The sequence below is a fragment of the Sphingomonas sp. CFBP 13733 genome, assembly GCF_014841795.1.
Classification (GTDB): Bacteria; Pseudomonadota; Alphaproteobacteria; order Sphingomonadales; family Sphingomonadaceae; genus Sphingomonas; species Sphingomonas aerolata.
In genome coordinates this window covers 362,971-388,901 of sequence record NZ_JACYUP010000004.1, presented here as the reverse complement: position 1 = coordinate 388,901, position 25,931 = coordinate 362,971, and the positions used below count along the sequence as shown (strand labels likewise).

At 66.7% G+C, this 25,931-nt stretch carries 28 protein-coding genes; 13 read left to right on the top strand and 15 right to left on the bottom strand.

Going from position 1 to position 25,931, the window contains the following annotated elements:
* Positions 1–81: 81 nt before the first annotated feature.
* The 3 genes from panB to IFT71_RS14340 form a co-directional block, all read right to left on the bottom strand.
* Positions 82–954 (bottom strand): 3-methyl-2-oxobutanoate hydroxymethyltransferase, encoded by an 873-nt coding sequence (panB, locus tag IFT71_RS14350; protein WP_192141694.1) that lies wholly within the window; start codon positions 952–954, stop codon positions 82–84.
* An 85-nt stretch (positions 955–1,039) separates the two neighbouring features.
* Entirely contained in the window at positions 1,040–1,321 is a 282-nt protein-coding gene (locus tag IFT71_RS14345; protein ID WP_031441739.1) for a DUF427 domain-containing protein, read from the bottom strand.
* A gap of 11 nt (positions 1,322–1,332) precedes the next feature.
* Positions 1,333–1,689: an ArsC family reductase gene (locus tag IFT71_RS14340; RefSeq protein ID WP_192141692.1), complete on the bottom strand. Its 357-nt coding sequence runs from the start codon at positions 1,687–1,689 to the stop codon at positions 1,333–1,335.
* Positions 1,690–1,943: 254 nt separating this feature from the next.
* Here IFT71_RS14340 and IFT71_RS14335 point away from each other — a divergent pair, with 254 nt between their 5' ends.
* The 5 genes from IFT71_RS14335 to IFT71_RS14315 all read left to right on the top strand — a co-directional run bounded on the left by IFT71_RS14335 (position 1,944) and on the right by IFT71_RS14315 (position 7,021).
* Positions 1,944–2,174: a hypothetical protein gene (locus IFT71_RS14335; protein ID WP_192141689.1), complete on the top strand. Its 231-nt coding sequence runs from the start codon at positions 1,944–1,946 to the stop codon at positions 2,172–2,174.
* 70 nt (positions 2,175–2,244) lie between these two features.
* Positions 2,245–4,320, top strand: coding sequence for an NAD(+) synthase (locus IFT71_RS14330; RefSeq protein WP_192141687.1), 2,076 nt, complete (start codon positions 2,245–2,247; stop codon positions 4,318–4,320).
* A gap of 120 nt (positions 4,321–4,440) precedes the next feature.
* Positions 4,441–5,211 carry a CDP-alcohol phosphatidyltransferase family protein gene (locus IFT71_RS14325; RefSeq protein WP_244654940.1) on the top strand — a complete coding sequence of 257 codons (771 nt, stop codon included), beginning with the start codon at positions 4,441–4,443 and terminating at the stop codon, positions 5,209–5,211.
* Between the two features lie 15 nt (positions 5,212–5,226).
* The gene (locus IFT71_RS14320) at positions 5,227–6,318 is read left to right on the top strand and encodes an inositol-3-phosphate synthase (protein WP_031396675.1); all 1,092 of its coding nucleotides are present in this window, start codon (positions 5,227–5,229) and stop codon (positions 6,316–6,318) included.
* A gap of 1 nt (position 6,319) precedes the next feature.
* Positions 6,320–7,021: a phosphocholine cytidylyltransferase family protein gene (locus IFT71_RS14315; protein WP_192141683.1), complete on the top strand. Its 702-nt coding sequence runs from the start codon at positions 6,320–6,322 to the stop codon at positions 7,019–7,021.
* 16 nt (positions 7,022–7,037) lie between these two features.
* Here IFT71_RS14315 and IFT71_RS14310 read toward each other — a convergent pair whose 3' ends face one another.
* Entirely contained in the window at positions 7,038–8,273 is a 1,236-nt protein-coding gene (locus tag IFT71_RS14310) for a M24 family metallopeptidase (RefSeq protein WP_244654939.1), read from the bottom strand.
* Positions 8,274–8,378: 105 nt separating this feature from the next.
* On the opposite strand from IFT71_RS14310, the gene IFT71_RS14305 reads away from it, so the two are divergent.
* The gene (locus IFT71_RS14305; RefSeq protein WP_192141679.1) at positions 8,379–9,716 is read left to right on the top strand and encodes a dicarboxylate/amino acid:cation symporter; all 1,338 of its coding nucleotides are present in this window, start codon (positions 8,379–8,381) and stop codon (positions 9,714–9,716) included.
* Positions 9,717–9,772: 56 nt separating this feature from the next.
* On the opposite strand, the gene IFT71_RS14300 is transcribed toward IFT71_RS14305, so the two are convergent.
* From IFT71_RS14300 to IFT71_RS14275, 6 genes are all read right to left on the bottom strand, one after another.
* Positions 9,773–10,408 carry a glutathione S-transferase family protein gene (locus IFT71_RS14300; protein WP_159511197.1) on the bottom strand — a complete coding sequence of 212 codons (636 nt, stop codon included), beginning with the start codon at positions 10,406–10,408 and terminating at the stop codon, positions 9,773–9,775.
* The gene (locus IFT71_RS14295; protein WP_192141677.1) at positions 10,405–11,262 is read right to left on the bottom strand and encodes a class I SAM-dependent methyltransferase; all 858 of its coding nucleotides are present in this window, start codon (positions 11,260–11,262) and stop codon (positions 10,405–10,407) included. Before IFT71_RS14295 ends, IFT71_RS14300 begins: the two co-directional genes overlap by 4 nt.
* 259 nt (positions 11,263–11,521) lie before the next feature.
* Positions 11,522–12,595: a recombinase RecA gene (gene recA, locus IFT71_RS14290; protein ID WP_031396669.1), complete on the bottom strand. Its 1,074-nt coding sequence runs from the start codon at positions 12,593–12,595 to the stop codon at positions 11,522–11,524.
* A gap of 313 nt (positions 12,596–12,908) precedes the next feature.
* A complete protein-coding gene (locus tag IFT71_RS14285; RefSeq protein ID WP_192141675.1) occupies positions 12,909–13,766 on the bottom strand; it encodes a 4-(cytidine 5'-diphospho)-2-C-methyl-D-erythritol kinase in 858 nt (285 codons plus the stop codon).
* Positions 13,767–13,786: 20 nt separating this feature from the next.
* Positions 13,787–15,244 (bottom strand): tetratricopeptide repeat protein, encoded by a 1,458-nt coding sequence (locus IFT71_RS14280; protein WP_342212664.1) that lies wholly within the window; start codon positions 15,242–15,244, stop codon positions 13,787–13,789.
* Entirely contained in the window at positions 15,216–16,877 is a 1,662-nt protein-coding gene (locus IFT71_RS14275) for an electron transfer flavoprotein-ubiquinone oxidoreductase (protein WP_031394586.1), read from the bottom strand. Before IFT71_RS14275 ends, IFT71_RS14280 begins: the two co-directional genes overlap by 29 nt.
* Positions 16,878–17,027: 150 nt before the next feature.
* On the opposite strand from IFT71_RS14275, the gene IFT71_RS14270 reads away from it, so the two are divergent.
* From IFT71_RS14270 to IFT71_RS14255, 4 genes are all read left to right on the top strand, one after another.
* Positions 17,028–17,795: a uracil-DNA glycosylase gene (locus IFT71_RS14270; protein ID WP_031394585.1), complete on the top strand. Its 768-nt coding sequence runs from the start codon at positions 17,028–17,030 to the stop codon at positions 17,793–17,795.
* Complete coding sequence (locus IFT71_RS14265) at positions 17,792–19,663, top strand: lytic transglycosylase domain-containing protein (protein ID WP_192141673.1); 1,872 nt, start codon at positions 17,792–17,794, stop codon at positions 19,661–19,663. Before IFT71_RS14270 ends, IFT71_RS14265 begins: the two co-directional genes overlap by 4 nt.
* Before the next feature lie 6 nt (positions 19,664–19,669).
* The gene (moaB, locus tag IFT71_RS14260) at positions 19,670–20,197 is read left to right on the top strand and encodes a molybdenum cofactor biosynthesis protein B (protein WP_107929887.1); all 528 of its coding nucleotides are present in this window, start codon (positions 19,670–19,672) and stop codon (positions 20,195–20,197) included.
* 221 nt (positions 20,198–20,418) lie between these two features.
* Positions 20,419–20,703, top strand: coding sequence for a hypothetical protein (locus tag IFT71_RS14255; protein WP_192097663.1), 285 nt, complete (start codon positions 20,419–20,421; stop codon positions 20,701–20,703).
* Positions 20,704–20,712: 9 nt separating this feature from the next.
* On the opposite strand, the gene IFT71_RS14250 is transcribed toward IFT71_RS14255, so the two are convergent.
* Complete coding sequence (locus IFT71_RS14250) at positions 20,713–20,895, bottom strand: hypothetical protein (RefSeq protein WP_031394581.1); 183 nt, start codon at positions 20,893–20,895, stop codon at positions 20,713–20,715.
* A gap of 153 nt (positions 20,896–21,048) precedes the next feature.
* On the opposite strand from IFT71_RS14250, the gene IFT71_RS14245 reads away from it, so the two are divergent.
* Positions 21,049–21,771, top strand: coding sequence for an outer membrane protein (locus IFT71_RS14245; RefSeq protein WP_192141671.1), 723 nt, complete (start codon positions 21,049–21,051; stop codon positions 21,769–21,771).
* Between the two features lie 82 nt (positions 21,772–21,853).
* Positions 21,854–22,924, top strand: a complete 1,071-nt coding sequence (locus tag IFT71_RS14240; protein ID WP_192141669.1) for a PA0069 family radical SAM protein — start codon at positions 21,854–21,856, stop codon at positions 22,922–22,924.
* Between the two features lie 31 nt (positions 22,925–22,955).
* On the opposite strand, the gene IFT71_RS14235 is transcribed toward IFT71_RS14240, so the two are convergent.
* The 4 genes from IFT71_RS14235 to thiS form a co-directional block, all read right to left on the bottom strand.
* Positions 22,956–23,111, bottom strand: coding sequence for a hypothetical protein (locus IFT71_RS14235; protein ID WP_156360324.1), 156 nt, complete (start codon positions 23,109–23,111; stop codon positions 22,956–22,958).
* Between the two features lie 115 nt (positions 23,112–23,226).
* Positions 23,227–23,889: an HAD-IA family hydrolase gene (locus IFT71_RS14230; RefSeq protein WP_037527683.1), complete on the bottom strand. Its 663-nt coding sequence runs from the start codon at positions 23,887–23,889 to the stop codon at positions 23,227–23,229.
* Between the two features lie 141 nt (positions 23,890–24,030).
* Positions 24,031–24,213: a CsbD family protein gene (locus tag IFT71_RS14225; RefSeq protein ID WP_031394577.1), complete on the bottom strand. Its 183-nt coding sequence runs from the start codon at positions 24,211–24,213 to the stop codon at positions 24,031–24,033.
* Positions 24,214–24,318: 105 nt separating this feature from the next.
* Positions 24,319–25,326, bottom strand: coding sequence for a sulfur carrier protein ThiS (gene thiS / locus IFT71_RS14220; RefSeq protein WP_082451236.1), 1,008 nt, complete (start codon positions 25,324–25,326; stop codon positions 24,319–24,321).
* 142 nt (positions 25,327–25,468) lie between these two features.
* Here thiS and aroQ point away from each other — a divergent pair, with 142 nt between their 5' ends.
* The gene (gene aroQ, locus IFT71_RS14215) at positions 25,469–25,927 is read left to right on the top strand and encodes a type II 3-dehydroquinate dehydratase (protein WP_192141667.1); all 459 of its coding nucleotides are present in this window, start codon (positions 25,469–25,471) and stop codon (positions 25,925–25,927) included.
* The last annotated feature ends 4 nt before the right edge of the window (positions 25,928–25,931 follow it).

The window sequence follows — 25,931 nt, the reverse complement described above, 5'->3', positions numbered from 1 at the left end:
GAGACAAAGGGAGGAAAGGAAATCGGGGGATGGTGGAATGGCGCGGACCTTAGCCGCCACGCGTCCGAAACAAAAGCCGGATCAATCCACCGTGCCGGCGCGCGGCGCATAGCTCTGATCGGGTCCCGGAAAGGCACGACTGCGAACCTCGTCGGCATAGGTCTCCGCCGCGCCCGAGATCTTGGCGGCGAGATCCTCGAACCGCTTCACGAACTTGGCGGTACGGTCGAACAGGCCGAGCATGTCCTCGGCAACAAGCACTTGGCCGTCGCACTCGACCGATGCGCCGATGCCGATCGTCGGACAGGCGACCGCGCGCGTGATCTCGATCGCGATCGGCTCGACCACGCCCTCGATCACCAGCGCGAATGCGCCCGCCTCAGCGACCGCCTTGGCATCCGCGACGATCTTCGCCGCCTCCTCGGGCGTACGGCCGCGCGCGCCATAGCCGCCCAGGACGTTGACCGCCTGCGGGGTGAGGCCGACATGTCCCATCACCGGAATCCCGCGCTCGACCAGGAACCGTACGGTCGGCGCCATCGCGGTGCCGCCCTCGAGCTTCACCGCCGCCGCGCCGGTCTGCTTCAGCAGCCACGCGGCGCTTTCGAACGCCTTTTCGGGCGATGCCTCATAGCTGCCAAACGGCATGTCGATGACCACCACCGCATGATAGCTGCCGCGCACCACCGCCGCGCCGTGCGCCGCCATCATCTCGAGCGTGACCGGCACGGTCGAGGGCAGGCCGTAGATCACCTGCCCCAGGCTGTCGCCGACCAGCAGCATGTCGCAATGCGGATCGAGCAGCTGCGCGTTGCGCACCGTATAGGCGGTGAGCATGACGAGCGGCACCTGCCCCTTCTGCCGGCGGATCGCGGGGATCGTCAGCCGCTTGAGCGGGGCGGGCGTCGGGTTGGCGCGACTCGTCGCGGTGTCGAGCGTGTAGGTCGTGGACATGGGCGCGCGTTCTAGCGAAGCCGATGCCGCTCGCCCAGCCCGTCCCGTCGCGCCCGCCCGAGCCCGCCCTGGCCCCCCGCGAGGTTCAGCCGACCGTCACGCCCTTCCAGAATGCATAGCGGTCCTTGATCTCGGCCGCGGCGGATTTGGGATCGGGATAGTACCAGACCGCATCGACGTTGCGCTTGCCGTCGACGACCAGCGTCTTGTAGCGCGCGGTGCCCTTCCACGGACAGTTCGACTGCGTCGCGCTGTCTTCGAGCAGCGCCGGATCGACGCTGTCCGCGGGGAAATAGTGATTGCCCTCGACGACGACGGTATCGTCGGACCGGGCGATCTCTTGGCCGTTCCATGTAGCGACAGGCATGCTCGTCTCCTTCAGGCGTTCCCCAGCCCCGCCGCCTCATACCGCTCGGCGCTGAAGCCGACCAGCAGCGTCGCACCGGTATCGAGCACTGGGCGCTTGATCATCGACGGCTGCGCCAGCATCAGCGCGACCGCCTTGTCCGCGTCCAGATCGGCGCGGTCAGACTCGGGCAATTTCCGGAACGTGGTGCCGGCGCGGTTGAGCAATGGCTCCCACCCGACCCGGCCGATCCAGTCGCGCAGCCGTGCGTCCTCGATTCCGGCGGTCTTGTAGTCATGAAACACATAGGCGACGTCATGCGCTTCGAGCCACGCGCGCGCCTTCTTCATCGTGTCGCAATTCCTGATCCCGAACAGCGTGATCGTCAAAATCGCTTCCCCATAAAACACCCTGCCACGCATCCCGCGCGCCATCGCCTGTCAGTCCCGATAGCAGATCTGCCTGCCGATCGCGCAACAGCCGCAGTGCGGATTTTTGCCATGGACGGTGGAACCTCGGCGCCGCGAAATGGCTGTACGATGTACGGAATGACCAAGACAAGTTGCGGACATAGAAGGTTTTTCGGCGGGATGCCGTGAAAGACCTGTCGGGTCCGATGACGGCAGGCGATGGGAGCGGGATGATGACGGACAAGGCTGCAGAAGCGCGACAACTGAACCTCCTCACCCTCTTATTCGCGATCCTCGCATTTGGCGGCATACTCGCGCTGGGCAGTGTCGACGCGAAGACGAAGCAGCAGCGGTACCGGATTGCGAAGACCTACCAGATCTCCGAACGGCAGAAGCTCGAACGCCGGCGCGCCCGTGCCGTGCAGGGGGTCATCGCCTCCACGTCTGCGCAGAGCGCCCCCTGACAGCAGCCTCCGCATATCCGGCCGGTGAAGCCGGTAGCATGAACTGCCCCGCGCGTTTAACGATGGGGGCATGACGCATCCATTCTACGCGATCCACACGCACGGCCTGATCCGGGTTGCCGCAGCGACCCCGCGGGCATCGGTCGGGGATACCGCCGCCAATGCCGCGGCGACGATCGCACTGGCTACGCGGGCGGATGCGCAGCATGTCGACCTCGTCGTCTTTCCCGAACTCAACCTCACCTCTTATGCGCTCGACGATCTGCATCTGCAGACCGCGCAGCAGCGTGCGACGCTGGCGGCGATCGATAGCGTCGTCGCGGCGAGTGTGACGCTCCGGCCGGTGCTGCTGGTGGGCGCGGCGCTGGTGCGCGCGGGGCGGCTGTATAATTGCGCGGTGGCGATCGCGCGCGGTCGCGTGCTCGGGGTCGTGCCGAAGACCTTCCTGCCCAACTACCGCGAATTCTACGAAAAGCGCTGGTTTGCGAGCGGCGCGGGACTGACGGGGCTGTCGATCGATCTCGGCGGCGAGCCCGTGCCGTTCGGCACTGACCTGATCTTTGCGGCGAGCGACCTGCCGGGATTCGTGCTCCATGCGGAGATCTGCGAGGACTATTGGGCCCCTACCCCGCCATCGACCGCGGGCGCGCTGGCCGGCGCGCTGATCTGTTGCAACCTGTCCGCATCGAACATCGTCATCGGCAAGGCGCGCGAGCGCGAGATGCTGGCGGCGGCGCAGTCGGCGCGCGCGGTATGCGCCTATGTCTATTCCGCGGCGGGCCCGGGTGAGAGCACGACCGAGGTCGCATGGGACGGCCAGGGACTGATCCACGAGCTCGGCGAACAGCTCGCGCAATCGCGGCGCTTCGCGACCGAGCCGGATCTGGTCGTCGCGGACGTCGATTGCGAGCGGATCGCGCAGGAGCGGCTGCGGACCGGCACGTTCAACGACGCGGCGGCGTTTGCGGGACATCCCGAGACGCGGATCCGGCGGATCGCGTTCGATCACCTGGCCGATCCTGCCGTCGCGGACGTCGGGCTCGAACGCGTCGTCCCCCGCTTCCCGTTCGTCCCCAATGATCCCGCCCGCCGCGACGAGGATTGTTACGAAGCATTCAATATCCAGGTGGAAGCGCTGGCGAAGCGGCTCGAGGCGGCGCGGGCGCGAACGCTGGTGATCGGCGTGTCGGGCGGGCTCGATTCGACGCATGCGCTGATCGTCGCGGCCAAGGCGATGGACCGGCTCGGTCGCCCGCGTGCCGACATTCTCGGCTTCACCATGCCCGGCTTCGCGACGGGCGAGGGCACGAAGGCGAATGCCTGGGCGCTGATGCGCGCGCTGGGCATCACCGCGGAGGAAATCGACATCCGCCCCGCGGCGCGGCGGATGCTTGAGGATATGCGGCATCCCTTTGCCGATGGCGAGCCGACCTATGACATCACCTTCGAGAACGTCCAGGCGGGGTTGCGGACCGATTATCTGTTCCGCCTCGCCAACCAGCGCGGCGGGATCGTGGTCGGCACGGGCGACCTGAGCGAGATGGCGCTGGGCTGGTGCACCTACGGCGTCGGCGACCAGATGAGTCATTATGCGGTCAACGCGGGCGTGCCCAAGACGTTGATCCAGTTCCTGATCCGCTGGTGCATTCGGACCGGCCAGTATGACGCGGCGACCGATGCGATCCTGTCGACGATCGTCGCGCAGGAAATCTCTCCCGAACTCGTCCCCGCGGGGGCGGACGGCGCGCTGCAAAGCACCGAATCGATGATCGGGCCTTATGCGCTGAACGATTTCTTCGCGCATTACGTGATCCGCTATGGCCTCGCGCCGTCGAAGATCGCGTTTCTCGCCTGGCATGCCTGGCGCGATGCGGAGAGCGGGGCATGGCCCGCGGACCTGCCGGCGACTGCGCGCGTCGCCTATGACCTGCCGACGATAACCGCATGGCTCGAAAGGTTTCTTCAGCGCTTTTTCGCGACGAGCCAGTTCAAGCGCTCTGCGCTGCCGAACGGGCCAAAGGTCTCCGCGGGCGGCGCATTGTCGCCGCGCGGCGACTGGCGCGCACCGTCGGATGGAACCGCGCGGGTCTGGATCGACGAATTGCGCTCAGCCGTTCCGCAGGCCGAGCCGGGCGACCTTGCATAAATCGCGTGCCGCGCGCATTATGAAAATCCTATGACAGTGGCTCCACCGGATGGATCGCGCGATCGCCGGATCGAGATCCCATCTAACCTTTGGCTGATTCACCCGGCAGGCCGCGCGCTTTTGCCCCTCGCACTCGCGCGTCGCATCTCGGCGAACACGGTGTCGGTGGCAGGACTGTTCCTGGGGGGCGCCGCTGCGCTGGCCTATACGCATTGGGGCAATCCCGCTTTGGCGCTGGTCGGCCTGGCCCTGTCGATCGGGTGGCTGATCGCCGATGGCCTCGACGGCATGGTCGCCCGCGCGACCAAGACCGCGAGTCCGCTCGGGCGGATGCTGGATGGTCTATGCGATCACGGCGTGTTCGCGCTGATCTATATCTCGCTGGCCCTCACCATCGACACGCCAGAGGCCTGGATCCTCGCGGTGGCGGCGGGCGCCGCGCACGCGGTGCAGTCGAACATGTACGAGGGTGAGCGCTCGCGCTTCCATCGCCGGATCCGCGGTGTCGCACTCGACGCGCCGCCGGTGCCGACCGGCAACGCGCTCGTCCGCTTCTATGACGGGGTGGCCGGCAGCATCGACCGGATCGCGATGCCGTTCGAACGCACGCTCGGTCAGGCCAGCGATCCTGTCGCGCTTGGCCAGAGCTATGCCGCGCGCGCAGTGGCGCCATTGCGCTTCATGGCCTTGCTAACCGCGAATGTCAGAGTATGGGCGATCTTCGTCGCCTGCTTTGCGGGCAACCCGCGCATCTTCTGGTGGTTCGAGATCGTCCCTCTGACGCTCGTCGCCATCGTCGGGCTCGTCTGGCACCGTCGTGTCGAACGGGCTTTCGTCCGTAATACCACACCGCCGCGATCGAAGACCGCGTCGCGCATGCATCTTTCGTAAGGAACAGGGTCAGTAATGAATAGCATTCGGATCGCCGTGGTCGGCATCGGCAACTGCGCGAGCTCGCTCGTCCAGGGACTCGAGCATTATCGCGAGGGGGCAAACGACCAGGTCGGCCTGATGCATTTCGACATGGGTGGCTACAAGCCGAGCGACATCAAGGTCGTCGCGGCGTGGGACGTCGATCGGCGCAAGGTCGGCAAGGACGTCGCCGAGGCGATCTTCGCCAAGCCCAACTGCACCGCGGTGTTCGCCCCCAATGTCGGCAACACCGGCACCATCGTGAAGATGGGCAAGACGCTCGACGGCGTCGCCGATCACATGTCCGACTTCAAGGACGACCGCACCTTCCTCCTCGCCGACGCCGCAGAGCCGACGCGTGAGCAGGTCATCGCGGATCTGAAGGCGTCGGGCGCCGACGTGCTGATGAACTACCTGCCGGTCGGTTCGCAGGAAGCGACCGAATTCTATGCCGACTGCGCGATCGAAGCGGGCGTGGCGTTCGTCAACAACATCCCCGTCTTCATCGCATCGAACCCCGTCTGGGCGAAGAAGTTCGAAGACGCCGGCGTCGCGATCATCGGCGACGACATCAAGGCACAGCTCGGCGCGACGATCGTCCACCGCGTGCTGACCGACCTGTTCGCCAAGCGCGGCGTGAAGCTGGATCGCACCTACCAGCTCAACACCGGCGGCAACACCGACTTCCTCAACATGTCGAACCATCGCCGTCTGGAGTCGAAGAAGATCTCGAAGACCGAAGCCGTCCAGTCGGTCGCGGCCGAGCGGATGGATGACGACAACGTCCATATCGGCCCGTCGGACTATGTCCCCTGGCAGAACGACAACAAGGTCTGCTTCCTGCGCATGGAAGGCCAGCTGTTCGGCGGCGTGCCGATGAACCTCGAGCTGCGTCTTTCGGTTGAGGATTCGCCCAACTCGGCGGGTGTCGCGATCGACATGATCCGCTGCGCCAAGATCGCCAAGGATCGCGGCATCGCCGGCGTGATCGACCCTGCCTCGGCCTATTTCTGCAAGCATCCCCGCACGCAGATGACCGACGATCTCGCGCAGATCGAGGTCGAGCGGTTCATCAAGGCCGCCTGACATGATCGAGACGGCTGTCATCCTCGCCGCCGGGGAGGGCAGCCGTCTTCGCGCCTCGGCGCCCTACAAGCCACTCTGCCCGGTCGCCGGCCGCCCCCTCATCGCGCATGCGCTCGAGGGTCTTGCGGAGGCCGGCCTCAAGCGTGCGATCGTCACGCTGAGTTACGGCCGTGACGCGATCGAGGCCTATCTCGCCAGCCGCGCCTGGCCGCTCCATGTCGAAACCGTCCTTGCGGACCACCGCGAGCCCAATGGCGTATCGGTGCTTGCCGCGACCGAGGCGCTGGCCGGGCAGGACGCGGTTCTCGCGATGTGCGACCACCTCGTCCTCCCCGCGCTGTATCGCCGCATGGCCACCGCCGGATCGGGTAACGGGCTTCGGCTCGGCATCGACCGCCGGCTCGGCCATTCCTGGGTCGACCCCGAAGACGTCACGTGTGTCGCGACCGACGGGTCGGCGATTGTGGCGATCGGCAAGGGTCTCGAACCGCATGACGCCTATGACACGGGCGTTTTCGCGATCTCGCCGCGCCTCGGCGCCGCGCTCGCCACGCTGGCGAGTCCCTCGCTGACCGAAGGCGTGCGCATGCTCGCCGCGGAGAACCGTGCCGAGACCGTCGACTGCAGCGACATCGACTGGATCGACGTCGACGACGCAGCCGCCCTCGCACATGCCGAACGCTGGATGAGCCAGGCCGCCTGAGCAGCCCCCAGGCTCGTCAGCCCAGCGGACGGTCGAGCGACGTGGGGGGCACGCTGAACCAGTTCGGCCCCGCTTCGGTCATGTGGAAGCAATCCTCGATCCGGATGCCATAGCGCCCGGGGATGTAGATGCCGGGCTCGTCGCTGAAACACATGCCCGCCGCGAGTTTCGTCGTCTCGCCCCGTACCAGATTGACCGGCTCGTGCCCGTCCATGCCAATCCCGTGCCCCGTCCGGTGCGACAGCCCGGGCAGCTTATAGCCCGGACCATAGCCCAGCGCTTGGTAATGCTCCCGCACCGCATCGTCGACGCTGCCCGCGGTCGCGCCGATCCGCGCGGCGGCAAACGCGATCTGCTGACCGCGCATCGCCTGGTCCCAGGTCTTGCGCTGGTCGGCGGTAGCCGATCCGTGAACCCAGGTGCGCGAGACGTCGGACTGATAGCCCTGCACGGTGCACCCGCAATCCATCAGCACGACCTGCCCGTTCGCGACGCGGTGGATCTCGCGGCTGCCATGCGGATAGGCCGAGGCTTCGCCGACCAGCGCCATCGAGAATTCGGGCGCCCCGCCGAGCTTCCGGGTCGCGGCCGTCATCAGCGCGCCGATCTCGGGACCGGTCATGCCGGTCTCGACCCGCGCATGTGTCCAGCGATAGGCGGCGAGCGTGACGTCCGTCGCCATCTGCATCAGCGCGATCTCGGCGGGCGTCTTGATCATCCGACAGCCGCGCACGACCGGGTTGGCGGATACGATCCGCGCCTCCGGTACCAGCCGACGCAGCGCGTCGACGGCGAAGAATCGCATCGTCTCCTCGATCGCGATCGGCTGCGCGATCAACCGGCGATCGCGCAGGAAGCCCGCCACCACCGCGAGCGGGTTCTGATCCTCCTGCCAGACGCGGACCTCCGCCGGTACCGCGAGCGTCTCGCGCACCGACGGCTCCTCGAAGAACGGCGTGACGATACAGGGCTGCCCCTCGACCGGCAGGATCGCGGCGGTCAGCCGCTCGCTCCGGCTCCAACGGACCCCGGTGAAATAAAGCATCGACGATCCCGGCTCGATCAGAACCGCGCCGATCCCCGCCGCCTTCATCAGCGCCTGGGCGCGCATCAGCCGGGCGGCGCGCTCGTCCGCATCGATCGGTTTGGCACCCCCCGTGAGATCGGACAGCGCCGACAGGTCGGGTTCTGCCGCGCGCAGCACCGCGCCGATCGACAGCAGCGGGAGCGCGGCGGCGGCACCGAGGAGCATGCGCCTGGTGGGTAATTCGGGAGAGATTGCCATGCCGGGACGATAGGGTCCTTGACCCGGGCGCCGCAATCCCCTTCCCTCCTGCGCGAGTTTCGGGAGCGTTTAATGGCCAAGCGGCTAACCTATTATATCCTGTTCGGGCTGGTCGCCGGCATGGCCGTCGGCTGGATCCTCAACGCGTCGATCGACGACGGCAGTGCGCAATCCGCCGCGCGGCTGAAGGACATTGCCGGCTATTTCTCGATCGTCACGTCGCTGTTCCTGCGGCTGATCAAGATGATCATCGCGCCCTTGGTCTTCTCGACGCTGGTCGTCGGCATCGCGCATATGGGCGACACCGGGGCGCTCGGTCGCGTCGGCCTGCGCAGTCTCGGCTGGTTCATCTGCGCGAGCCTGTTGTCGCTGACGCTCGGCATGATCCTGGTGAACGTGCTGCAGCCAGGCGTCGGCCTCGCGCTCGCCATCCCGCCGGCGACCGCGTCGAGCGGCGTCGACCGAGCCGCCTTCGATCTCGCCAAGTTCATCACCCATATCGTTCCCGACTCGATGATCTCTGCGATGGCGAGCAACGAGATTCTTCAGATCGTCGTCTTCTCGGTGTTCGTCGGCGTCGCGATCACCGCGGTCGGCGAGAAGGCCGCCCCGCTCGTCAAGGCGATCGAGGCGCTCGTCGCGGTGATGCTGCAGATCACCAACTATGTGATGCGATTCGCGCCGTTCGCGGTGTTCGCCGCGGTGACCGCGACGCTCGCCGAACGGGGCCCGAGCATCCTCGGCGATCTCGGCTACTTCATGCTGACCTTCTATCTCGGGCTGGCGCTGCTCTGGCTGATGCTGATCGGCATCGCCTTCCTGCTCATCGGTCCGCGGACGCGGCTGCTGGTGCGCTATATTCGCGACCCGCTGATCCTCGCCTTCTCGGCCGCGTCATCGGAGGCGGCCTATCCGCGCACGCTCGAGGCGCTCGACCGGTTCGGCGTGCCGCCGCGGATCGCCAGCTTCGTGTTGCCGCTCGGCTATTCGTTCAATCTCGACGGGTCGATGATGTACATGACGTTCGCGTCGCTGTTCATCGCCCAGGCCTACGGCATCGACATGCCGATCGGGCAGCAGATCGCCATGCTGCTCGTCCTGATGGTCACGTCGAAGGGCATTGCCGGCGTGCCGCGTGCCTCGCTGGTGGTGATCGCCGGGACGCTGTCGATGTTCAAGATCCCGGAGGCCGGCATCCTGCTCATCCTCGCAGTCGATCACTTCCTCGACATGGGCCGATCGGCGACCAACGTCATCGGCAATGCGGTCGCCGCGACCGTGGTCGCAAAATGGGAGGGCGGGCTCGACGAGCGTGAACCCGCCGACCGCGATCCGCCGCACGCACCGACCGGGCATGGCCCGAAGGTGAATGTCGACAGCTATGAGAAGATCAAGCCCGGCCAGGCCTGAGCGGCACGGGCCGTCAGGAGGCGGTCGGCCCGCCCGCTTCTTGGCGTGTGCCCGGGTCAGGCATAGGCATAGGGGCCGCCCTTTTGCAGGCCCGCCTGATAGGCCGGTCGCGCATGAACCTTGCCGAGCCAGGCGATCGTCGCGGGGCGCGACTCGTCTAATCCCGCACGGCTGCGCGCCGCCTCGAGCGGAAAGCTCATCATGATGTCCGCCGCGGTCATCTGATCGCCGGCAAACCAGGGGCGTTGCGAGAGCTCTGCCTCGACGTAATCGAGATGGACATCGATCATCGGCTGGATGCGCTTCAGCGCGATCTTCCCCATCACCGGAATCTTCGCGAGCACCAGCTTGAGCAGCAGCGGCGGCATCATCGAGCCTTCGGCATAATGCAGCCAGAACCGATAGCGCAGCGCATCCGCGCGCTTGGCGGGGGCCCCGAGCCGCCCGTCCGCCTTGTCGACGAGATACTCGACGATAGCGCCGGTCTCCGCCACGACCCGGCCTCCCTCGACGTCGCGGTCCTCGATCACCGGCGACTTGCCGAGCGGATGGACCGCCTTCAGTTCCGGGGGTGCGAGCATCGTCTTTGGATCGCGCGCATAGCGCTTGATCTCATAGGACAACCCAAGTTCCTCGAGCATCCACAGGATCCGCTGCGACCGCGAGTTTTCGAGATGGTGGACGGTGATCATGGCAGGCTCCCTTGGCTGTCGCGCGCTGCGTGCGCCGTCCATATCCAGGCAGCGGCCGGAAATTCGACCGCATCCCCGGCCAGACGATCGACACAGGCGCTGGTCAGACGCGCCAGCGCCTGTTCGCGTTCCGCGTCGTGCGAGTCGCGGATCCGCGACGCCGCGGGGCCGATCCGGCTGAGGTAGTCGACCGCGTCCGCCACCGGATCCGCGCCGCCTCCCGCGCGATAAGCGAATTCGACACGCTGTAGTGTCGTCGCGCGCCACCCGGCCTGCTTCAGCATCTCCGCGACATAGGCGGGATCGGCAAAGGCAAAGGGCCCCGGCGCGGTCATGGCCCCCGTCGGTCCGGATGCGTCATCCGCACCCGCGACGGTTTCCACCGCCCAGCGATTGGCTGCACGCTCGGCAAAGCACGAGAAGACGAGCGCGGCGCCGGGGGCGGCGGCCTCAACGAGCCGGGCAAAGGCGGCCACCGGATCGGCGAAAAACATGACCCCATGCCGCGAGACATAGAGGTCGATCGGCGCATGCGTCTCGACGCTCGCCGCGACGTCGGCGCAGCGGAACACGACATTGGTCAGGTGCCCGGCGCGGTGGTTCGCCACTGCGATCAGCCTCGGCGAAAGATCGATGCCGATCACCTGCCCGTCCGGCAGCGCCTCCGCGCTGGCCAGCGACGTGGCGCCGGCGCCGCAACCGATATCGACGATAGTGCGGGTCTGCGGGCCTGCCGCCGCAAGGATCGCGGCGTTCAGTACGGGCGCAAGCCCCTCGAAGCTGCGGTCGGTACGGCGCCATTCCGTGGCCCAGATGTCGCCGACACGTCCGGTCCAGTCTCGATCACTGGTCATGATCCGCCGTATCGCATGGTCGAACTCCCGTCTGAGCGCACAAGATCAGCTCTTGTGGCGCGTTTGACGCAAGTCGTGAAGCATATGCCCGCCAAGGCTCGCTGGATTTCCGGACGATCGCCCAACACGCGTCCCGCTGCGGCCTATCAGCTTAACCAGGCGAGACGAGACTCGCCCGACCCATCAGCCCTGGACGCTGCCTCGCCCTGTCGCAGGAAGCGGAGCCCTTCCCCGCGAGGAAAAGGGCTCCGACTCTCACTCAGGCGTCGTCTTCGGCGTCGGGACCGACCATCATTTCCTCGGCGACCTTGTCGGTGCGCGCGCGGATCTGCTTTTCGAGACGATCGGCAGTCTCGGGATTGTCCTTGAGGAAGGTCTTCGAATTCTCGCGACCCTGACCGAGCCGGACGCTGTCATAGCTGAACCACGCACCCGATTTCTCGACCAGCCCGGCCTTCACGCCGAGATCGAGGATCTCGCCGAGCTTCGAGACGCCCTGCCCGTACATGATGTCGAATTCGACCTGCTTGAACGGCGGCGCGACCTTGTTCTTGACGACCTTCACGCGCGTCTGGTTGCCGGTGACCTCGTCGCCCGCCTTGACCGCACCGATGCGGCGAATGTCCAGACGGACCGAGGCGTAGAACTTCAGCGCGTTGCCGCCCGTCGTCGTCTCCGGGTTGCCGTACATGACGCCGATCTTCATGCGCAGCTGGTTGATGAAGATCACCATGCAGCGCGACCGGCTGATCGAACCGGTCAGCTTGCGAAGGCTCTGCGACATCAGACGCGCCTGAAGCCCGACATGGCTATCGCCCATCTCGCCCTCGATTTCGGCGCGCGGCACGAGTGCTGCGACCGAATCAACGACGAGCACGTCGATCGCGTTCGAGCGGACCAGCGTGTCGACGATCTCGAGCGCCTGCTCGCCGGTGTCCGGCTGCGATACGATCAGCTCGTCGATGTTGACGCCAAGCTTCTTGGCATAGACCGGGTCGAGTGCATGCTCGGCGTCGACGAACGCGGCGGTGCCGCCATTCTTCTGCGCTTCGGCAATGACGTGGAGCGCGAGCGTGGTCTTGCCCGAGCTTTCGGGGCCGTAGATCTCGATCACGCGGCCACGCGGCAGGCCGCCGACGCCGAGCGCGATGTCGAGACCGAGCGAGCCGGTCGAGATCACCTCGACCTGCATCGTCTCCTTCGAGCCCAGACGCATCGCCGAGCCCTTGCCGAACGCGCGGTCGATCTGCGCGAGTGCGGCATCGAGCGCCTTTTGCCGGTCGTTGGTTGCTGTTGCCATGCCGGTGTCGATCACTTTCAGATTAGCGGCCATCGATAAGCTCCCATCGCTAAAGCAAGCGCGCGTGCCATTCAACGCGTCAAACGCCATGTATTGCTTTTGTTCTCACGGAACAAGTGCGGAACATCGGGGAATGTGAAAAAGGGCGGCCGCCTTTCGGTGACCGCCCTCCCATCATTGGTCCGCTTCGGCGTCTTGGGAGAAACCTTGGGCCGGTCGGCAAACCGTGGCGCCGATCCGGTAGTGGACATCCCGATTTGACGCTTCCGACTGGTGCGATGCAATCGATTTTACAGCGTCCGGAGTCCCAAAGCCGAACAGTTTCAACGCGGCATTTGACCTGCGTTCAGCGCAGCGCGCACGCCAGCGTCCACCAGCCCTGCGCAGCGGCATCCGTCGCCGCGGAATCGCGGGCCGCGATGCTGTCGAACAGCGCAAAGCAGGTCGCCCCCGACCCCGACATGCGCGCGAGCAACACGCCCGACGCCGCTTCCAGCAGCGCGCGGACGCGGCCAATCTCCGGCGCGATCACGCAGGCCGGCGCCTCGAGGTCGTTCCGCCCGGCGATCGCGCGTTCGAGCAGCGGCCCCTCGCCAATCGGCCCGCGGTCGATCCCGTCCCACGCGCCAAATACCGCCGCGGTCGACACCGTCACGCCCGGATTGACGCACAGCAACGGCGTTCCCGCCAGCCCATCGACCTCGACGAGCGTGTCGCCGCGCCCGGTCCCGAACGTCGTCCGGTTGACGAGGCACGCAGGCACGTCCGCACCCAGTCGGGCGGCAATGTCGTGGAGAGCCGGATCCTGCACCGCGACGCCGTGCAACCGCGCCAGCGCGCGCAGCGTCGCCGCGGCATCGGCGGAGCCGCCACCGATCCCCGATGCGATCGGCAGCCGCTTGTCGAGCGTGATCGCGTGATGCGCGTCGATCCCGAACGTCGCGACGAACGCGTCCGCCGCGGCCGTCACCAGGTTGCCGTCCCATGGCGCAGCGTCGGTGCCCCCCGCCGCCGGGCGCAATGCCGCGGCGAACGGTCCGATGATGGCAAAGCTGTCCGCGTCCGCCGTGCGCACCGTGACGACGTCGCCATGCGCGGCAAAGGCAAACAGCGTCTCGAGCTCGTGATAGCCGTCCGCGCGGCGGTGACGCACATGCAGCGCGAGATTGATCTTGGCAGGTGCGGTTTCGGTCGTCGTCGGCATCGGGGTCTCGGGATCAGGGGTCAGCGGCGCGCAGCGATCGGCAGGCCGGTGTCGATCTTCGCGGCGATGCGCGCGCGCTCCTCGGCATCGCCGGTGACGATCGCGGCCTGCCACGCATAGCGCGCCTCGTAGCGTCGGCCCATGCTCCAATAGGCATCACCGAGATGATCGCCGATTTCGGCATTGGTCGGCTCCGCCTGCGCGGCACGCTCGAGCAACGGCAGCGCGCGCCGCGTATCGCCGGCGCGGTGATAGGCCCAGCCGAGCGAGTCGGTGACGGACGGATTGGCGGGATCGAGCCGGCTGGCCCGCTCGAGCAGGCGAATCGAACCCGCGATGTCGTCGCCATGCTCGACCTGCGCGAATCCCAGATAATTGAGCGCGAGCGGTTGCGTCGGGGCGAGGGCAACCGCCTTGCGGAGCGCGACGCGGGCCTCGGGCCAGCGGCCCGCCTGATCAAGCGCCCCGCCATATTGCAGCCACGCCCCCCAGCTTCCGCGCGCGGCCGCCGGCGCGCTGCGGTCCGCCGCCAGAACCCGGCCATACCACTGCGCCGCCGCCGCCGCATCGCCGGTCGTCAGCAACAGGTCGGCGTAACGCTGCCAGTCGCCGGCGACCGCCTCCGGTCGCTCGGCCCGCGTCCCCGCGATGCGCAGCGCAGCGTCGTCGCGACCCGCCACGGACAGGATTTCGAGACGCTTAGCGATCGCCGCCTCAGCGGACGGACCCCCGCCATCGACCGTGTCGAGCACCGCCAGCGCGCGGTCGACCCGGCCGCTATGCGCAAGCGCGTCGGCAAGGACGATTCGCGCGGGGGCATAATCCGGATCGGCTTCCACCGCAGCCTGGGCGAGCGCGATTGCCAGCGGCGACGGCGCCCCTGCGATAAGGTCCCCCGCCAAACCCGCGAGTGTCTGTGCGACGGCAAGGCCGAGTGGCTGGCGCGCGGGGGCGGCGGCGATGCGCTTACGCGTCTCGGCAGCGAAGCGGCGCGCGACCGGATCCTCGCCCGCGGTCGCCAGCGCCGCGCCCGGGTCACGATGCTCGGCACGCGCCACCCACGCGTTCAGCGATGGTGCGAGCACCACCAGCGGGCCCTTGCCGAGCGTGGCGATCGCCGTCCGGGTCGCCCGGGTGTCGCCCTTGCGCGCGGCGGCGGCGAGCGGGAACAGTGCGGCGTCCGCGGGCGCGACTCCGGCTTTCGCCAGCACCGCCGCCGCGCGCGCGACGAGCGGCATGTCGCCCGCCTCGATTCCCTCCCGGTAGGCGCGGATCGCAATCACCGGATCGTCGGGTGCCGCCGCAAGTGCCCGAGCATACTGGTCCGCGGCAATCGTCACCCGCCCGTCCGCATCCGCGGCGCGCGCCTTGAGATAGGCGGAGAGACCGCCGGTGTCGGCCAGCGCCGCCGTCGGGGCGGTCAGCAGGCCGATCGCCAGCAGGACAGACTTACATGTTGGGATAGTTGGGGCCTCCACCGCCCTCGGGCACGACCCAGTTGATGTTCTGCGTCGGGTCCTTGATGTCGCAGGTCTTGCAGTGGACGCAGTTCTGCGCGTTGATCACGAACTTCGGATCGCCCGTCTCTTCGCCCACCACCTCGTAAACGCCAGCCGGGCAATAGCGTTGCGCGGGCTCGTCGTACATCGGCAGGTTGTAGGCGATCGGCACCGCCGGGTCCTTCAGCGTCAGGTGGACCGGCTGGTCCTCCTCGTGATTGGTGTTCGAGATGAACACCGACGACAGCCGGTCGAACGTCAGCACGCCGTCCGCCTTGGGATAGACGATCGGCTTGACCAGATCCTTGCGCCACAGGCTTTCGTGATCGGGATGATGGTGCATCGTGAACGGCACCTTCAGACCCCAATGTTCCAGCCACATCGTGATGCCGGCAAGCCCGGACCCGAGCATGTCGCCGAACTTCTTGACCAGCGGCACGACGTTGCGGACGACCGACAGCTCCTTCTTCACCCAGCTGCGCTCGAACGCCTCCGGATAGGCGGCGAGTTCGTCATGCCCGCGCTGCGACACGATCGCCTCGACCGCGGCCTCGGCCGCCATCATGCCCGACTTCATCGCGGTGTGCGTGCCCTTGATCCGCGGCACGTTGAGGAAGCCGGCGCTGTCGCCGATCAGTGCGGCACCCGGCATCACCAGCTTCGGAATCGACTGCAGCCCGCCGTCGCTGATCGCGCGTGCGCCATAGCTGACACGCTTGGCGCCCTTCAGCAGCGCCGCGATCTCGGGATGCGTCTTCCAGCGCTGCATCTCGTGGAACGGCGACAGATGCGGGTTGGTGTAGTTCAGCCAGGTGACGAAGCCGATCGAGACCTGGCCATTGGCCTGGTGATAGATCCAGCCGCCGCCGTTCGACCCGTCGGTTTCGCTGAGCGGCCAGCCCTGCGTATGGATGACGCGGCCGGGCGAATGGAGCGCGGGATCGATGTCCCACAATTCCTTGATGCCCAGGCCGTAGACCTGCGGGTCGCTGTCCTTGGCGAGATCGAACTTGGCGATCAGCTGCTTGGTCAGGTGACCGCGGCAGCCTTCGGAAAAGAAGGTGTATTTGGCGTGGAGTTCGAGCCCCGGGGTATAATCGCCCTTGTGCGTGCCGTCGCGCGCGACGCCCATGTCGCCGGTCGCGACGCCCTTCACCGACCCGTCGTCGTTGAATAGGATCTCGGCGGCCGCGAAGCCGGGGAAGATCTCGACGCCGAGCTCCTCCGCCTTGCCCGCCATCCAGCGGCACAGATTGCCGAGGCTGCCGGTATAGGTGCCCTTGTTGTGCATGAACGATGGCGTGACGAAGTGCGGCATCTCGCTCTTCTTCGTCTTGCTGAGGATCCAGTGATGGTTCTCCGTCACCGGCACCTCGGCCAGCGGACAGCCATCCTCGCGCCAGTCGGGCAGCAGCTCGTCGAGGCTCTTGGGATCGATGACCGCGCCCGACAGGATGTGCGCGCCGACCTCGGATCCCTTTTCGAGCACGCAGACCGAGATGTCCGCGTCCTTCTCGGCCGCCAGCTGTTTCAGCCGGATCGCTGCCGAAAGCCCCGCCGGACCTGCGCCGACGATCACTACGTCGTAGGGCATCGATTCACGTGTCGTCATCATCGTCTCCCGGGGGATGGTCCCTGTCTGCCCGGCTTCCCGCCCCTCCCGTTCGTTCGGGCTCGGGCCGGCACCGTCTTGTCCGTGTCGCGTCTATTTAGGCGATTGCGCGAGTTGACCGCCACGTCAACCACGCAGCATAGGAGACATATGGGGGCGGATCAGACCATCGACTGGCGCAACGCCGCGGTCAGCGTGCTCGACTGGTGGCACGATGCCGGTGTCGACATGCTCGTCGACGACGCCCCGCGCGACTGGTTCGCGGCACCCGAACCGCTGGTTATCGCGCCGCCGGCGCCCGCCGGCGTGCCCGTCGCACCGCCGGTGGCGGTCGCCACGATGCCGCTGTCGCTGACCGAATTCCTGGCCTGGCGCACCGGCGCGGATGTGCCCGAGGCGGGCTGGAACGGCATTTCGCTGGCGGCCGAGGGGCCCGCTGACGCTACGGTCATGGTGCTTGCCGACTGCCCCGATCGCGACGACGGCACGGACAATGGCGGCGCCGGACAATTGCTGAGCGGCGCATCGGGTCGCCTGCTCGACCGCATGCTCGCCGCGATCGGGCTGACCCGGTCGGAGGTCCATGTCGCGGCGGTCTGCGCCAAGCGCCCGACCGCGGGTCGCATCCAGCGCGAGGTCGAGGACCGGCTGGCGGAGATCGCCAAGCATCACATCGAACTTGTTGCGCCCAAGCGCTTGCTTCTGCTCGGCAATGCGGCGAGCCGTGCCATCCTCGGGATGGAATTGCAGGCCGCGCGGGGACGTTTACATGGAATTAGCCATAAGGTCGGAGAAGCAGGCGTGGTCGCCAGCTTTCACCCGCGCTTTCTGATCGAGAAGCCGGCGGCCAAGGCAGAAGCCTGGAAGGATTTGCAGATGTTGATGGGGGGCCAGATGTCTCAGGAGACGCGGGCATGACCCGCACGCTCGCAATCCTGCTCGGTTGCGCGGCATTGCCGCTGCCCGCTCTGGCGGCACCGATCGCCGACAGCGGTACGGGCGATGCCCGACTCGTCACCGGTGCACCGACCGCCGAACAGATTCCCGATCAACTCGATCCGGCGCAGCGTGACGCCTATCGCGCGGTCTTCGGCGCGATCCGCGACGGCAAATGGACCGATGCGCAGATCCAGCTCGATACCATGAAGCCCGGCCCGCTCCATGCGATCGCCCGCGCCGAGATGTACATCGCCAAGGGATCGCCAAGGATCGAGATGGCGCCGCTCGTCGCGCTGCTGAACGAGGCCCCCGAGCTGCCGGAGGCGGAACAGATCGCACGCCTCGCCACGGTCCGCGGTGCGGTCGATCTGCCCCCCCTGCCCGTCGCGCAGCGTTTGATCTGGCAGGACGGCGCACCGCGTCGGGTGCGCGCGAAGAGCCTCAAAGGCGATATGATCGCCGCCGACCTCGCGCTGAAGATGCAGCCTTACGTCAAGGCCGACATGGGCCGCGAGGCACAGTCGCTGCTCGACAGCACGCCCGGTCTCACGCCCGAGACGCTGACCGAATGGCAGCAGAAGATCGCCTGGATCTATTTCCTCCAGGGTGACGACGCCAATGCGCGCGTGATGGCCGCCAAGGGCCAAGACGGTGTCGGTGAATGGGCGGTGCAGGCCCGCTGGGTCGGCGCGCTGGCTGCGTGGCGACAGAATGATTGTGCCAACGCCGGCACCGGGTTCGAAGGCGTCGCGGCACGCGCGGGCGATGTCGACCTGCGCGCGGCGGCGCTCTACTGGGCGTCGCGCGCCGACATGGTCTGCGCACGTCCCGACAAGATCCAGGGCCGGCTGAAGGCCGCGGCGCAGTTCGGCGAAAGCTTCTACGGCCAGCTCGCACGCCAGCAGCTCGCCATGGCCGATCCCGCGCGGGTCGGCGGCAGCGGTCCTGGCGGCGTCGTCGCGCGCGACTGGAAGGTCGTCGAGAAGCGCCCCAATGTCAGCGTCGCAGCTGCGCTCGTCGAGGTCGGCGAGACCGAGCTGGCCGATACCGTCATCCGCCAGCAGGCGAAGATCGGCGATCCCCGCGAATTCCGCAATCTCGTCCGGGTCGCAGAGGCGCTCAGCCTGCCCGCGACGACCGTCTGGCTCGCGCACAACTGTCCGCAAGGGATCACCACCGCGGCCGAGGCGCGCTATCCGACGCCGAACTGGACGCCTGACAGCGGGTGGCACATCGACAAGGCGCTGGTCTACGCGCACACGCTCGAGGAATCGCGCTTCCGCAACACGGTACGCAGCCCCGCGGGCGCTTATGGTCTGATGCAGATCATGCCCGCGGCGGCGACCGATTTCGCGCGTGAACGTGGCACGTCGATCGACCTCAAGGCGCTGACCAAGCCGTCGACCAACATGGACATCGGCCAGCGGCATCTCGAACGGCTGCGCGACATGGCCGGCGTTACCGGCGGGCTGCTGCCCAAGGTGATCGCAGCCTATAATGCGGGCCCGCGCCCGGTCGGCGACTGGAACGCGATCGTCCACGATAATGGCGATCCGCTGCTGTATATCGAAAGCATCCCTTATTGGGAGACGCGCGGCTACGTCACCACCGTGCTGCGCAACTACTGGATGTACGAGGCGCAGGGTGGGCGGAAGGCCTCGACCAGCCGCAACGCACTGGCACAGGGCATGTGGCCGCGTTTCCCCGGCCTGCCCGGCGCGACCGCGATCCGCATGAACGCCCGGCCGAATGCGCGCGCGAGCGCGAGCCTCACCGCGCATCAGCCGATGATCGCGGTCAACGCCAGCGTCGGTGCGCAATCCTCCACCGTCACACGCGCGGACTGATCTTTTATGCCAATCGACGAAAGCCGGACCTTCCTGCCGGTCCGGATCGCCGTGCTGACGGTGTCCGATACGCGCGGGCTGGCCGAGGATCGCTCGGGCGATACGCTCGTCGCGCGGCTGGCAGAGGCAGGGCATGTGCTCGCCGACCGCCGGATCGAGAAGGATGACGTCGAGACGATCGTCGCCCGCCTCCACGCCTGGATCGATGATCCGGCGGTCGACTGCGTCATCACCACGGGCGGCACCGGCGTCACCGGCCGCGACGTGACGCCCGAGGCGGTCGAGCGCGTCGCCGAAAAGATGATCCCCGGGTTCGGGGAGCTGTTCCGGATGCTCAGCTACAAGACGATCGGCACGTCGACGGTGCAGTCGCGGGCCTGTGCCTGTGTCGCGCACGGCACCTATATCTTCGCGCTGCCGGGTTCGACCGGCGCGGTGAAGGACGGGTGGGATGGGATCCTGCGCGATCAGCTCGACAGTCGGCATCGGCCCTGCAACTTCGTCGAACTGATGCCGCGCTTGCTCGAGCGCTGACCGCGCACGTCGACGGGCCATGTTTCGGCATCGTTTCCCAACTGATGGCGCGATTTCCGCTGGGCGTAGTTCGCGCTGATCGCCGCTGCGGGCAAAAAAACGAGGTTTTAGAGCGCAGAAGCGAAGTGTCTTAGTGTAGTAGGTAACTGGCACGCCAGATGCATTGGTCTTCATGCCGCCCCCGGGCGGCTCGACCTCATCTTCTGGAAGGACACACCGTCATGCCCGCTTTGCCAACCACGCGCACGCTCGGCCGCACCGTCACCCTCATCACGATCGCCATCGCCACGGCCGCCAGCCCGACGATCGCGAACGCCGCACCGCGGGGAAGCGCGACACAGGCCCAGATGACGACGCTGAAATATGATGCGAAGTCGCGCAAATATTGCCTGACCGAACCCGCGGTTACCGGCACCCGCATCGACCGGATCACCTGCCGCACCGCATCCGCCTGGGCCGCGTCGGGCCTCGACATGCCGAAGGAGTTGATCCTCGCCCAGAAATGAGTGTGGCGTTCAGCCTCTCGCGGCGTGGATCAGATCGACAAGCTGCTTGTTGATCGCCGCGCCGTGGAGGTGGAGATGCACCGCGTCATACCCCTCGCGGCGCAATCGCTGGCGCAGACCGTTGACCGAATCGCACTCGCCGGACCGCGCAAGTTCGAAGGCCCGCTCCACCGTCGTCAGATTCTCTGCCATGACCCGTTCTACGCGCAAAACCGCCGCGCGACCATCCGCGGCGCCTTACCCGGCCTGCCGCGCTTCCGGTTAACGTCCTGTCAGCATTCCCGCGCGATACCAGGCAGGTACCGGCCCGTCGACGACGACGGACGGCAAGGGGGAAGTATCAGTATGCGTAAAATCTACCTGCTCGCGCTCGTCGCAGCCGGGACCGCCGCCACGCCGGTCGTGGCGCAGTCGTCCGACGGCCGGACCTATGACGGTCGCGCCTATGACCGATTCGACCGCGATTCGCGCGGCAATCCTGCGAGCCAGGTCTCGGGGCTGCGGGTCGAACCGCGGATCGGCTATGAACGCGTCATTTCCGAACTGAACATCGACGCGGGGAGCGATTCGGCGAGCGTCCGCGTCGGCAAGAGCGGCGTCACCTATGGCGGCGAGGTCGGCTATGACGCGCAGGTCAATGTCAGCGCGGTGCTCGGCGTCTATGCCGGCCTCGAAGGGTCGAGCGCGAAGGAGTGCGAGAACGACATCGTGAGCGTGGGCGATCGCACCTGCATCGCCGCGAACCGCAACATCACCGTCGGCGCCCGCGGCGGCTATCTCCTGTCCCCGGCGACGCTTCTGTATGTGAAGGGTGGCTTTTCGAGCGGCCGGTTGCGCCTGAGCAACCGCAACGCGACGGTTGAAGAAAACAACGTCGCGGGGTCCGACTCGCTCAGCGGCTTCCACGCGGGGGCCGGTATCCAGATCGCGTTTTCGTCGCGCTTCTACGGCAAGCTCGAATATGTCTACACCGATTATAACGGCTATGAAGTGGTCGACGGCACGACCAAGACCAGCCTCGATTTCAGCCGCCACCAGGCCATCGCGGGGTTCGGCGTCAGGTTCTGAACGCGCATGACGACACCGGGCGGCGTCGGGGACGCTGCCCGTTTGTTCTTTCTTCGTTCCTCGCCCGATGCTAGGATCGGGCATGACCAGACCCCGCCCGGTACGCGGCGCGACGCTGAACGGCGAAAGCACGCGCTTCAACCTTCCGCAGACCGAGGCGGACGGCGACTGGCTTGATGCGCGCGATGCGATCGACGGCGCGGCACCCCGGCTGCGGACGACCGTCACGGTCGAGCGGGCCAGGACGATCATCAGTCGCAATGCATCGCCTGACATCCCCTTCGACCGTTCGATCAATCCCTACCGCGGCTGCGAGCATGGCTGCATCTATTGCTTTGCCAGGCCGAGCCACGCGTTTCACGATCTGTCGCCCGGCCTCGATTTCGAAAGCCGGCTGTTCGCCAAACCCGACGCCGCCGCGCTGCTCCGGGCCGAACTGGCGAAACCGGGGTACAGCGCGCGGCCGATGGCGCTAGGAACCAACACCGATCCCTATCAGCCGATCGAAGCCGACTGGCGGATCACACGCGGCATCATCGAGGTGCTGGCGGAGACCAACCACCCGCTGACGATCACGACCAAGTCGGATCGCGTCATCCGCGATCTCGATCTGCTCGCCCCGATGGCGGCAAAGGGTCTGGCCGCGGTCGCCATGTCGATCACCTCGCTCGATCCTAAGATCGCGGCAACGCTCGAACCCCGCGCGCCGCATCCCGAGCGACGGCTTGCGGCGGTCAGCGCGCTCGCGGCGGCGGGCGTGCCGGTCTATGTCTCGATCGCGCCGGTGATCCCCGCGATCACCGATCACGAGATCGAACATCTGATCGCGCGCGCCGCACAGGCCGGTGCGCGTTTTGCGTTCTTCATCCCGGTCCGCCTGCCCTGGGAAGTCGCGCCGCTGTTCCGGGCATGGCTGGACGCGCATTTTCCCGATCGCGCCAGCAAGGTCATGGCGACGATCCAGTCGATCCGCGGCGGACGCGACAATGATCCGGGATTCGGCAGCCGGATGAAGGGGCAAGGGCCCTGGGCGGACTTGCTGAAGACCAGGTTCGACATCGCCGTGCGCAAGCACGGGCTGAACGCGGAACGGGTCGGACTGCGGTGTGACCTGTTCCGCGCGCCACAGGGGCCGCAGGGGGAGTTATTCTGATCCAGGCCCGGGCCGGTTACGGCCCCTGCGATCAGATCAGGCGCAGCGCCTGATCCAGTTGCTCGCGATAATATCGTTCGAGGTCGCGGTGCATCTGCGCGACCGCGGGGTTCGGTGCGATGCGCGCGAGTACGGCCTGGTCGTCCATGAAGCGTTCGAGCTTGGCTGGTCGCACCGGAAATTCCATCCGCCGATCCTGCGCTCAACTCATTACCAGTGTATATCCATAATGCGTCGAAAACAGATCAATCTCGGATAGTTACCCGTCATGCGGCCGGACCGACGATGTCATGATCCAGCCCTTATTCGCGGCCAAGCCGCCAGCGACCAAGACCGTCGGCCGTAAGCTCAACACCGTCATAATCCACAATCGCATGCCGCGCTGCGTCCACGCGGTGGTCGCGGCCATGCGTTGCCGTGATGACGACGACATCGGATCCCGCGGCATCGGCTGCCGCAATACCTGCCGGTGCATCCTCGAAGACAAGACAGTCGGATGCTGGTACACCCAGACGCTCGGCGGCCAGCAGGAAACAGTCGGGCGCGGGCTTGCCGTTCGCGACGTCCTCGGCCGCGATGAACTGCGCCGGGATCGCCAGACCCGCGGCAGCAAGACGCCGCTCGGCCAGCGCGCGCGGTGCCGAGGTCACGATCGTCCAGCGCCCAGCCGGCAGTGTCGCGAGGAAATCAGCCGCACCACGGATCGGGGTAATGTCCCCGACATCCTCCATCTCGGCGGCAGTGATCGCAGCCGCTTCGACGACCGGGTCGACGCCGGGCAGACCCAGCCGCCGAACCGTCTCGACCGATTGAACGCCGTGAATCGTCGGCAGGAAGGTCGCGACATCCAGGCCGTGCGCGATCGCCCATGCCGTCCAGGTCCGCTCGGCAGATGCGATCGACGTCAGGATCGTTCCGTCCATGTCGAACAGGAAGGCGGCGTAGCTGCGGGTCGGCAGGGTCATGGAGTATCTCGCTTGATCATTTGGCTGTCCTGATGTGCAGCGACACCATTACCAGGTCCCGCGCGGCGCGCGACGGCGACGCCAAAGAAAAGGCCGCCTCGGTTTCCCGAAGCGGCCATATTTCTGTCATCAAGCCTAAGCTTAGATGTCGTCGCCGAGTGCGCCCTTGACGCTGCCCTTGACGTTCTGCGCAGTACCCTTGGCCTGCTGTGCTTCGCCTTCTGCGACCATACGGTCGTTGTCGGTTGCCTTGCCCACGGCTTCCTTGACGTTGCCTGCGACTTTGTTGCCTGCGGCCGCGACCTTATCGGTGAATTCGCCCATGAGAGCCTCCACTATGTTGTGCGATACGCCAATCGTACCGCTCTGAACTTGTGAGACTATAACGGCCGTCTTTATCGAGGGTTCCGTGACGTTTGCGTCATGGTGTCAGATCAGGCCGGCAAGCGGGCTCGAGGGATCGGCATAACGCCGCTGCCCCATCCGCCCCGCGCGATAGGCAAGCCGCCCCGATTCGACTGCGGATTTCATCGCCGCCGCCATCATCAGCGGATCCTTCGCCTCGGCGATCGCGGTGTTCATCAGCACGCCGTCGCAGCCAAGCTCCATCGCCACCGCCGCATCCGATGCCGTGCCGACGCCCGCATCGACAAGCACGGGCACCCCTGCCCCCTCGACGATCAGCCGGATCGTCACGCGGTTCTGGATACCCAGACCCGAGCCGATCGGCGCGCCCAGCGGCATGATCGCGACCGCGCCCGCATTCTCAAGCCGCTTGGTAGCGATCGGATCATCGACGCAATAGACCATCGGCTTGAAGCCCTCGTTCGCCAGGATCTCGGTCGCGCGCAGCGTTTCGACCATGTCGGGATAAAGCGTCTTCGCCTCGCCGAGCACCTCGAGCTTCACCAGCTCCCAGCCGCCCGCCTCGCGTGCCAGCCGCAGCGTCCGGATCGCCGATTCGGCATCGAAACAGCCCGCGGTGTTGGGTAGGTAGGTGATCTTTTTCGGGTCGATGAAGTCGGTCAGCATCGGCGCATTGCGATCCGACACGTTGACGCGGCGCACCGCGACGGTGACGATCTCTGCCCCCGAGGCCTCGACCGCGGCGGCGTTCTGCGCGAAGTCCTTGTACTTGCCGGTGCCGACGATCAGTCGCGAGCGGAAGGTGCGGCCGGCGACCGTCCAGCTGTCGGTGTCGATCGCCGCGGCATGATCGCCGCCGCCGACGAAGTGCACGATCTCGAGGTCGTCGCCATCCTCGACCATCACGTCCGCCAGCGTCGAACGCGGCACCACCTCCATATTGCGTTCGACCGCGATCTTTTCAGGGATGAGGCCCAGCTCGGTCGCGAGCCCCGCAAGGCTGAGGCCGGTGGAAACACGCTTGTGCTCGCCGTTCACGGTGATCGAGACGGTGCCGTCGGAGTGGGGCATGCAGAGTTTTCCGTTCGTTTCGACCGAAGTCAGGAAACCACCCGTCCGCTGCCGGTCTCATGTCTCGACTTCGCTCGACACGAACGGGTAAGGGGGGTGCATATAGAGGGTGGTTTGCCGCCCCTGCAACCAGGAGCAGCCTTTGCCCGCGACAGTCCCTGCCACCGTCCCTGCGACAATCTTCGTCCTGAACGGCCCCAACCTCAACCTTCTGGGGACGCGAGAGCCGGAGATTTACGGCGACGAGACGCTCGACGACATCGCCGGCCAGCTTGAGGATCGCGCGTGCGAACTCGACCTGACGATCGACATGCGCCAGTCGAATCACGAAGGGCACCTCGTCGACTGGATCCAGGAGGCGCAGGCGCGCGGCGCGAAGGCGGTGATCCTCAACGCCGGCGCATTCACGCATACCTCGGTCGCGGTCCATGACGCGATCAAGGGCGTGAAGACACCGGTGATCGAGGTCCATCTTTCCAATCCCCACGCCCGCGAATCGTTCAGGCACGTCAGCCTGGTCGGACAGGCGGCGAAGGGAACGATCGCGGGTTTCGGCGCGCTTTCGTATCTGCTCGCGCTTGAAGCCGTCGCACGGTTCTGACAGG